The 9,442-nt window shown below is 69.0% G+C and carries 7 protein-coding genes; 6 read left to right on the forward strand and 1 reads right to left on the reverse strand.

Annotated elements, in window-relative coordinates; all coding sequences use genetic code 11:
• The 6 genes from LOY02_RS15550 to LOY02_RS15575 form a co-directional block, all read left to right on the forward strand.
• Nucleotides 1-1,095: (Fe-S)-binding protein (locus LOY02_RS15550; protein WP_317183274.1), on the forward strand; the 1,095-nt coding region annotated here is incomplete at its 5' end.
• A gap of 203 nt (nt 1,096-1,298) precedes the next feature.
• Nucleotides 1,299-3,608 (forward strand): nitric-oxide reductase large subunit, encoded by a 2,310-nt coding sequence (locus tag LOY02_RS15555; protein WP_317183275.1) that lies wholly within the window; start codon nt 1,299-1,301, stop codon nt 3,606-3,608.
• A gap of 10 nt (nt 3,609-3,618) precedes the next feature.
• Nucleotides 3,619-4,326, forward strand: a complete 708-nt coding sequence (locus tag LOY02_RS15560) for a hypothetical protein (protein WP_317183276.1) — start codon at nt 3,619-3,621, stop codon at nt 4,324-4,326.
• A gap of 4 nt (nt 4,327-4,330) precedes the next feature.
• A complete protein-coding gene (locus tag LOY02_RS15565) occupies nt 4,331-5,119 on the forward strand; it encodes a slipin family protein (RefSeq protein ID WP_317183277.1) in 789 nt (262 codons plus the stop codon).
• 65 nt (nt 5,120-5,184) lie between these two features.
• Complete coding sequence (locus tag LOY02_RS15570; protein WP_317183278.1) at nt 5,185-6,750, forward strand: hypothetical protein; 1,566 nt, start codon at nt 5,185-5,187, stop codon at nt 6,748-6,750.
• Nucleotides 6,751-6,885: 135 nt separating this feature from the next.
• The gene (locus tag LOY02_RS15575) at nt 6,886-7,623 is read left to right on the forward strand and encodes a hypothetical protein (RefSeq protein WP_317183279.1); all 738 of its coding nucleotides are present in this window, start codon (nt 6,886-6,888) and stop codon (nt 7,621-7,623) included.
• A 44-nt stretch (nt 7,624-7,667) separates the two neighbouring features.
• Here the strand turns inward: LOY02_RS15575 and LOY02_RS15580 are convergent.
• Nucleotides 7,668-9,442, reverse strand: a 1,775-nt coding sequence (locus tag LOY02_RS15580; protein WP_317183280.1) for an HAD-IC family P-type ATPase, incomplete at its 5' end; no start/stop codon positions are given.

Here is a 9,442-nt window from a genome sequence, read left to right on the forward strand (position 1 = left end):
GTCGAGCAGTGCCCCGTCGACATCGAGCACGTCGACGCGATCGTCGACATGCGCCGCTACAAGAACCTCATCGAGTCGGCCTTCCCGGCCGAGCTCGGTGGTCTCTTCAAGAACCTCGAGAAGAACTCCAACCCGTGGGGCCTGGCCCCACGCCTGAGGATGGACTGGGCCAAGGACCTGCCCTTCGACGTGCCGCAGGTCGGCGGTTCAGGCAGCTCAGACGTCGAGTCCCTCGATGACGTCGACTACCTCTTCTGGGTCGGCTGCGCCGGCGCCTACGAGGACCGTGCCAAGAAGACGACCCGCGCCGTCGCGGAGCTGCTCAACCTCGCCGGGGTGAAGTTCGCCGTCCTCGGCGACGGCGAGGCCTGCACCGGCGACTCCGCCCGCCGCGCCGGCAACGAGTTCCTCTACCAGATGCTCGCGCAGCAGAACGTCGAGGTCCTCAACGAGGTCGGCGCGACGAAGATCGTCGTCACGTGCGCTCACTGCTTCAACACGATCAAGAACGAGTACCCCCAGCTGGGCGGCAACTACGAGGTCCTGCACCACACCCAGCTGCTCAACCGCCTCGTCCGGGAGAAGCGCCTCACCCCCGTGGCGCGACCCGGTGAGGGCGACGGTCTCGGCGTCTCGCGCGCGGGCTCGACCGGCTCCAAGGTCACCTACCACGACCCCTGCTACCTGGGCCGGCACAACCAGGTCTACGCACCGCCGCGCGAACTGTTGCAGGTCCTGCCCGGTGTCGAGTACGCCGAGATGGAGCGCAGCGGCGAGAAGTCCTTCTGCTGCGGCGCCGGTGGGGCGCGGATGTGGATGGAGGAGAAGCTCGGCACGCGGATCAACAACAACCGCACCGAGGAGGCCCTCGCCACGGGTGCGGACCGGATCGCCATCGGCTGCCCCTTCTGCAAGGTCATGCTGACCGACGGCCTCAACGCCGCGGTGCAGGACGGCAAGAAGGCCGAGGGGGAGGTCGAGGTCGTCGACGTCGCCCAGATGCTCCTCGCTGCGGTGCGACGCGGTGACGACGGAGACGCGCCCGACGACGCGCAGGTCGTGCCCGACGCGCCGACTCCGGAGCCGGCTGTCTGAAGCAGCCCAGCGGCATACGACAAAGAAGGGCCCGCGCCACCTCGTGTGGTGCGGGCCCTGCGTCGTGCCAGCCCAACCCGCCGGGGGTGCCTGCTCTTCACGTCGCCAAGGCAGCCGCAGGGGAGTACGGTCCCAAGCACTGCTAGAGTTCCACTGCTTTTCACTGGTATCGACCGTAGAAAACAACTCTGCCAGGAGCAGCGATGGCCACTACGCCAACCCAGAAGGACACCTCGCAACGCCAGATGTTGGTCGGGAAGGGCTGGGTGCAGGGCGTCGCCCTCGTCATGCTCTTCAGCTTCTTCGTCATGGGCATCCTCACGTACCGCACGTACACCGCGTCCATGCCGCAGCCGGACCGAGTGGTGAGCTCGACCGGCGAGACCGTCTTCACCACCGAGGACATCACCGCCGGCCAGGCCCTCTTCCAGGCCCGCGGACTCATGCAGTACGGCTCGATCATGGGCCACGGCGGTTACCTCGGGCCCGACTTCACCGCCGAGTACCTCCGCCACGCAACGGAGTTCACCGAGCACCAGCTTCGCGACAGCGGAACGCAGGACCCGCGGGCGCGCAACGTCGAGGAGTGGCGCACCAACCGCTACGACGACGCGAGCGGGGTGCTGACGTTCACCGACAACCAGGTCGCCGCGTTCGACAACGCCAAGACGTACTACGCCAACTTCTTCGGCGAGGACTCGACGCGACACGGCCTCAAGCCCCGCCTCATCACGGACCCGCAGGAGATCCAGCAGATCACCGCCTTCTTCGCGTGGACCGCATGGGCCTCGGCTGCCGAGCGACCGGGCTTCGACTACTCCTACACGAACAACTGGCCGATGGAGCCGCGCGTCGAGAACGGCCCCACCGCAGACCTGCTCGTCTGGTCGGGCCTGTCGCTCATCGCCCTCATCGGGGGCACGGGGCTCCTCTTCGCGATCTATGGCCGGTGGAGCCGCAAGATCGGCTGGCACTCCGAGGAGGCCCCGGCGATCGCCTTCCGGCAACCCGGCACGGTCGGCCTCACCCTGGCCCAGCGCGCGACCGCGTGGTTCTTCTTCGTCATCGCGCTCCTCTTCCTCATCCAGACCCTCGTCGGCGCCGCAGCCGAGCACTACCGCGCGGACATCCTCTCCTTCTTCGGCTTCGACCTGGCGCAGCTGCTGCCCTACAACCTCGCCCGGACCTGGCACGTCCAGCTGTCCCTCTTCTGGACGGCAGCCGGGTTCCTCGCGGCGGGCATCTTCCTCACACCGCTCATCTCCGGTCGTGAGCCCAAGGGGCAGCACAAGCTCGCCTACGCGCTCCTCGGTGCACTCGCCGTCGTCGTCTTCGGCTCGCTGACCGCCGAAGCCCTGTCCATCCACGGCGTCGAGTGGGCCAAGGGCCCGCTCTTCGCCCAGCAATGGGAGTACCTCGACCTCCCACGGGTCTTCCAGATCCTCCTCACCGTCGGGATGGTGCTGTGGATCGTCATGATCTTCAGGGGAATCCGGGCCCGGCTCAGGGGCGAGTCGAAGGGCAACATGCCCTGGCTCTTCTTCTTCTCCGCGCTCGCGATCCCCGCCTTCTACGCCGTCGGACTGCTCGCCACCACGGAGACGCACCTGACGGTTGCCGAGTTCTGGCGCTTCTGGGTCGTGCACCTGTGGGTCGAGGACTTCCTCGAGCTGTTCACCACCGTGATGGTCGCCTACATCTTCGTCATGCTCGGAGTCGTCCGCGAGAAGATCGCGCTCGGGATCATCTTCCTCGACGTCATCCTCTACTCCATGGGCGGCGTCATCGGGACGATGCACCACCTCTACTTCTCTGGCACGCCGGTCGAGCACATGGCGCTCGGTGCGTTCTTCTCCGCGGCGGAGGTCATCCCGCTGACCTTCCTCACCGTCGAGGCCTGGGCCTTCATGCAGCTCGGTGCACGACAGGAGGCCAAGACCTCTGCACCGTTCCCCCATCGCTGGGCAGTCATGTTCCTCGTCGCCGTCGGGTTCTGGAACTTCCTCGGCGCCGGGGTCTTCGGGTTCCTCGTCAACCTGCCGATCGTCAGCTACTACGAGATCGGCACGGCCCTCACCGCCAACCACGCCCACGCGGCGATGATGGGCGTCTACGGGATGCTCGCCGTCGGTCTGGCGATGTTCGCCCTCCGCTACCTCATCCCTCCGGACAGATGGCCGGAGAAGTGGGCCAAGGTGTCCTTCTGGAGCCTCAACATCGGTCTCGCGTGGATGGTCTTCGCGACCCTGTTGCCGCTCGGGGTGCTCCAGCTCTACCACTCAGTCGGCGAGGGTTACTACGAGGCCCGTGAGCTCGCCTATGTCACGAACACGACGAACTCCCTGCTCGAGTGGGGCCGCATGCCTGGTGACCTCATCTTCATCGGCGGGGGCGTGCTGCCGTTCCTCTGGATGACCTGGCTCGGGCTGCGGCACTACCGGCACGGCACGGTCGTCGAGGAGATGCCCCAGGACGTGCTCTTCGTCGAGCTCGAGCCCACCGGGAAGAAGTAGGGGCCAGTCGATGCGTGCCCCGTCCGTCACCGTGCTGCTGGTCAGCGGCTACTCAGCCCTGCTCCTCGTCATCGCGTGGCTCTTCGACCGCATGGGGGCGCACTCGGCGGAGCGATCGTCCCGGTGGCGGACGGGCAACTTCGTCTACCACGAGGATCAGGACGCCTGGAAGTGCCACCAGGACGAGTGGCTCTGGCCCGCCTCCTTCGACCCCGACAAGCGGGTCATCCGCTACCAGGGACAGCACGCGATCTGCGGGCGGTGCCCGGTCAAGGCCGAGTGCTCGCCCACCCCGGGACCGCGCGAGCTGACCCGTCAGGTCGACCCCTGGCCCCACTCGGAGGCGGGGCGTTTCCACCGGGGGATCTCGCTCGTCGTCGCCGCCATCGCGGTCTTCATGCCCACGGCGATGCTCCTCGGTGCCCACGGCGCCGGCGACGTCATCGTGCTCGTCACCACGGTCACCGTGGGGCTCATCGCGGGCGTGCCCCTGGCGCAGCACCTCTGGCGCACCCCCAGCAACTTCCCCGAGCATCTGCGCAGCGACGCCTCGAGCGACGCTCCCGGCATTCCCGAGGCGACGCCCGAGGCGGTGGCCGGGCGGACACCCCACGGCACCGCGGCTCCGCCCCTCGACCGGATCCTCGATCGCTACCAGACTCGTTGGGCGAGCGACCGCCGACGCGTGGACCTGCCCGACCCGAAGACACGGAAGTGACCTGATGCCCGGCTGGATCGCCCCCTCCCTTGCCGTCCTGATCATCGCGGCCGCCGTCGTGGCCACGTCGATCCGCGTCATCCCGCAGTACGAGCGCGGCGTCGTCTTCCGGCTCGGCAAGCTGCGTCCCATCTACCAACCCGGCCTGCACCTGCTCGTGCCGGGCCTGTATCGGCTGCAACGCGTCGACCTGCGCGTCGTCACGCTGACGATCCCGCCGCAGGAGGTCATCACGAAGGACAACGTGCCGGCGCGCGTCAATGCCGTGGTCCTCTTCAACGTCGTCGACCCCGAGGCGGCCATCATGCAGGTCGAGAACTACGCCGTCGCGACCTCCCAGATCGCCCAGACGACCCTGCGGTCAGTCCTCGGCCGCGCCGATCTCGACACCCTCCTCGCGCACCGGGAGGACCTCAACCACGACCTGCGGGAGATCATCGAGCTGCAGACCAAGCCGTGGGGCGTCGACGTGTCCGTCGTCGAGATCAAGGACGTCGAGATCCCCGAGCAGATGCAACGGGCGATGGCCCGGGAGGCCGAGGCCGAGCGGGAACGGCGCGCGAAGGTGATCAACGCCCGGGGTGAGCTGCAGGCCTCAGGAGAGCTGAAGCAGGCCGCCGACATGCTGTCGCAGAGTCCCGCCTCGCTTCAGCTGCGCTACCTGCAGACCCTGCTCGAGCTGGGAGCCGACCAGAACTCGACGGTGGTCTTCCCGCTGCCCATGGACATCGTCGGACCGCTGCTCAACCGGCTCGCCCCACCCCACAACGCCGAGGACCCGTCCAGCGAGTGAACAACTGGTAGCCTCCCGCTGACCCGTCAGCGCCGACGGGGACGGTTCTGCGGAGGGGAGGCGCCATGCGCGTGACCGTCGACCCCCCTCGGGTCATCGGCGGACGCGTGACCTACTCCTGGCATCTCAGCGAGCCGAGCGACCTGCAGCACCGCAACCGCTTCATGGTCCGGTTCCACGGAGTGCCACTGCGGCGCTTCCACCGCGCGGTGCTCTGGGAGGTGCTGCTCACGCTCCAGCTTCCGGTCTGGGCTCGCATGGGGGAGCGCGTGGTCGTCACACTGCCGGAGCCGGTCCCCGAAGTGGTGGTCGACTGGTGGCGCGCCTACCACGACGCGCAGCATGTCGAGTTCGAGGGGCCGCTGACGGCCGAGCGCACCTATGATCCCCACCCCGGTCGCCGACGGGCGCGCGCCCCGGCCGACGTGGCTGTCTCGTTCGGCGGTGGGAAGGACAGCACCCTCGCGCTGAGCGCGCTCCTCGACACACGTGAGCCTCAGCGGGTCCTGCTCCTGCACATCCTCCAGCATTTCAGCGCGCACCCCCTCGTCGCAGCTCGGGCTGCGTGGCGCAGCAGGCGTCTCGTCGTCGGTCCCGTGGCCCGTCGCACGGGGGTCCGCACGCAGCTCGTCACGACCAACTTCATCCCCACCCTCACCGCTCGCGGTCGTGCAGCCCGCCCCCACGTCAACCTCTACACCGCCGCCACACTGCCCGCCCTGCTCCACCACGGAGCCAGGGCGGTCACCGTCTCGCGCACGGCGATGAGCTACCGGTGCCATGAGGCGAAGGACGGTAGCCTCCGGTGGGCCAACCCGAGCGGCCGGCCGGAGCGCCTCCGCGCACTGGGCGCGTACTACCGCAGTGTGCTGGGTGTGGAGCTGGAGCCAGAGGGCACCCACTATGCGGTGGGCGAGTTCGCCTCCTTCGGGTCACTCCTTCAGCTGTACCCGGATGCCTTGGATGGCATGGTCATGTGCATGCGCACCAGCGGTCGAGGACGCTGGTGTGCGCAATGTTCCAAGTGCCTGGAGTTCGCGCTGTTCGGCTTGGCACTCGGCCACGTCGCGCCCGATCTCGCCTACGACCGGCTCTTCCACTCCGACCTCGTCACCGCCCTGGTGACATCCGCAGTCTCGCGGCAGGGACAGCGTTCCTGGCATGGGAACGCGCCCTTCGTCCGGGAGATCGGCACACCGAGTCATTTCGCCGCCTTCTGCCACGCCGTGCACGAGGTCGACCTCGGCTTGGCGAGACAGGTGATGGACCCGGAGTCCCTGGCTCGGCTCGAGACGCTTCGTCAGGCCTGGGGCCGTCGGCCCTACCCGCTCGTCGCGACCATCGACGAGGAGGCCTTGAAAGTCGCCGGCCCGCTCGGGCAGGAAGTGGGCAGACGGGCGGCCGAGGCCCTCGGCTTCAGCTCAGGGCTGTCACCGTTGTCCGAACCCCTTCCTGTGGGCCAGCAGAGGGTCACCTTCCGACACGGCGCTCGCATGAGCATCCCGCTCCTGGAGGGTTGGCGAGCGCAGTGGGCGCAGGCATCGGCCAGCGACGATGTCACGGCGAACGTCTCAGACGGCGGGGAGGCATCGGTCGGCCCTGCTCAGGTCGGCAAGGGGGGCGGCAGCTGAGCGGCGCCCCGCTTCCTTGACCGCTCATGGTGGGGCTGGCCTCTTGGCTGCTCCAATCCGCTAAAGGGCTGGTCAGGCAGGGGTTGTTGAGCGCATTCTGGGTAGAGGTCAGCGCACCGCACACAGGGAGCAATCATGTTCGGTCGATCCGCCACCACGACATCCCCGCCGCTCGACGTCATCCCGGACGGAGTACCGGTCCTCTCCCGCGGGCGTCACCGCAACCCACGCAAGGGTGCCTGCTTCATGGAGATGGCCTCGTACCTCGCAGGTGAGCGGTGGAGTGACCACCCGAAGTGCACCCACCCGGTGCTGGCCTCGATGGCCCGGTGCGTCAACGACGCCTTGGGCGACGTCCGTCGTCAGGAGCTCGCGGTGATGATCCCGGAGGTCGTCGGGCTCAACCCCGATGACCGGCGGGTCGCTCCGACCCTCATGCGCCGGGCCGCCCTGGTCGCCCTCCCGATCGCCTCGGCCGAGCGCCAGAACGTCATGGCACTCGCGGTGCTGGGCGCGGAACGACACCTCAACGACATCGCCGGCCGAGACACGGATCACCTCAGCCCGGAGGCCAGGGCAGCGCTCGCGCACGTGCCCGGCGCCGAGCGGTGGGCACGCGACTTCGTCCGGCGTGTCGGCACGCGGGACCTGCGAGCGGACGCCGCGGCCAAGGTGGTCTCCCTCGCGGTCAACGGCATTGCGCGCGCCTGCGTCGACGACCCGTCCGCCGAGCTCGTCGGGCTCCTGCGCACGGCGATCGACGAGACCAAGGCGATCGCGGCGCAGCACCCTTCGAGCACCGCCCCGCCTTCCCGGGCCACGATGGCACCAGTCAGCGACCACGTGTCCACGGACGCTCGCGTCTCGCACTGACCGCATCCGGCGCGGCAGGAGGGCCGCCGACACCGAGCCGGTCGTCAGCTGACGCCGCGTGAGGCGGATTCGTCCGCGCCTCCGCGACGCGAGCGTGCCCACTTGTCCAGCCCGTCGACAGCGAGGACCAGAGGCCCCGACACCAGGGCCACAGCCCAGCCCGCAGGCGGTGGACTTGCGTGCCCGAGCACGAGCGCGATCGGGGTGACGAAGAGGACGACGAGGGAGAAGAGCAGCTCGATCGACGTTGCCGGCAAGAGGAGACGATTGCTGGACCAACCCAGCCTGGCTGGCCACACTGTTGAGCTGCGGCACGCGAAGGCATTTGCGGTCTGGGCGATGACGACCGTCATGAAGGCCGCCCCCGACGCGGCCCGCAGGGTGTCCCCGGAGGGGAACGGCTCGCCCGGTGACCAGCCGGACGTGATCAGGGAGACGAGAAAGGCGAGCATCGTCGTTGCCGCGACGACGGGACCGAGCAGCCCGAAAGCCCGGCGCAGAACGGTGCCGTTGAGCAGTCGCCCGCGCACCGGCGGTCTGTCGAGCAGGTGCCGGGCGGGCGGCTCCGCGCCCAGCGCTACCGCGGAAAGGGTGTCGGTGCCGAGGTCGAGGGCCAGAATCTGGAGCACCCCGAGGGCCAGCGGGAACTGCCCCCCGGACAGTGCCCAGACGACGAAGGGCGTGAGCTCGGCGACGTTGTCGGTCAGGTGGTAAGTGAGGAAGCGCCGGATGTTGACGAAGGTCGCACGGCCCTGCTCCACGCCTGAGACGATGCTCGAGAAGGCATCATCGAGAAGGACGAGGTCGGCAGCCTCGCGTGCCACATCGGTGCCTGACCGGCCCATGGCCACCCCGATGTCGGCCTCGTGCAGGGCCGGTGCGTCGTTGACCCCGTCTCCGGTCATGGCCACCACGTGACCGCGGCACCGAAGTGCGCGAGCGATCCGCAGCTTGTCCTCGGGCGAGACCCGGGCCACGACGATCCCGTCATGGTCCACGGTGGAGGCGAGCACGGCATCATCCGAGGGAAGCTGCGCACCGACGAGGACCGGGGACTCCGGGTGGCGCAGGCCCACCGCATCGGCGATGGCCGCCGCGGTCGAAGGGTGATCGCCGGTGATCATGGCGACGCTGATTCCGGCCCTCCGACACGCGGCCAAGGCCGGCCCGACTTCTTCGCGGGGCGGGTCCTCCAGGCCCACGAGCCCGAGGAGGCTCAGGCCCCGCTCGACGTCCGCGAGCGTCATCGGCACCGGGCCAGCGGCTTCCATGGGCTGGGCCGCGACCGCCAGCACCCGCAGTCCCCGGGCGCTCAAGCCCTCAGCGACGTGCAGCGCCGCGACCTCGTCGAGATTGCCACAGAGGGGGATGACGCTGTCGGGCGCGCCCTTGACGACGGCCATCCCGTCGATGACGACGGCCATCCGTCGGGTCCGCGGGTCGAAGGGGAAGCGAAGCCGTGCCAGGTGCCCACGCCGGTCGGCCTCGGTGTCGAGACCGAGTCGCCGAGCGAAGGCGTCGATCGCCGCTTCGGTCGGGTCGCCGCGGGCCTGCCACCGTCCGTCCACGTGGGCGGCGTAGCCGGTGGAGCACCGCATGGCGGCCAGGGCGAGGCCCTTCCCGAGCTCCCACACGGCGGGCGACGAAGCCGAGACTGCGGCATCAGGCTCATAGCCCAACCCGTCGACCCCCAGGGTCCCAGCCGGAGTCCACGCCTCCACCACGGCCATCTCGTTGCGCGTGAGCGTGCCGGTCTTGTCCGTGCAGATGAAGGTCGTCGATCCCAGCGTCTCGACGGCTTCGAGGTTCCGGACGAGGA

This window comes from Intrasporangium sp. (genome assembly GCF_032907665.1).
Taxonomy (GTDB): Bacteria; Actinomycetota; Actinomycetes; order Actinomycetales; family Dermatophilaceae; genus Intrasporangium.

What these genes read in the sequence shown, in the direction of transcription:
- LOY02_RS15555 (WP_317183275.1), top strand. Translation starts at nt 1,299, where the DNA reads ATGGCCACTACGCCAACCCAGAAGGACACCTCGCAACGCCAGATGTTG.
- LOY02_RS15560 (WP_317183276.1), top strand. Translation starts at nt 3,619, where the DNA reads ATGCGTGCCCCGTCCGTCACCGTGCTGCTGGTCAGCGGCTACTCAGCC.
- LOY02_RS15565 (WP_317183277.1), top strand. Translation starts at nt 4,331, where the DNA reads ATGCCCGGCTGGATCGCCCCCTCCCTTGCCGTCCTGATCATCGCGGCC.
- LOY02_RS15570 (WP_317183278.1), top strand. Translation starts at nt 5,185, where the DNA reads ATGCGCGTGACCGTCGACCCCCCTCGGGTCATCGGCGGACGCGTGACC.
- LOY02_RS15575 (WP_317183279.1), top strand. Translation starts at nt 6,886, where the DNA reads ATGTTCGGTCGATCCGCCACCACGACATCCCCGCCGCTCGACGTCATC.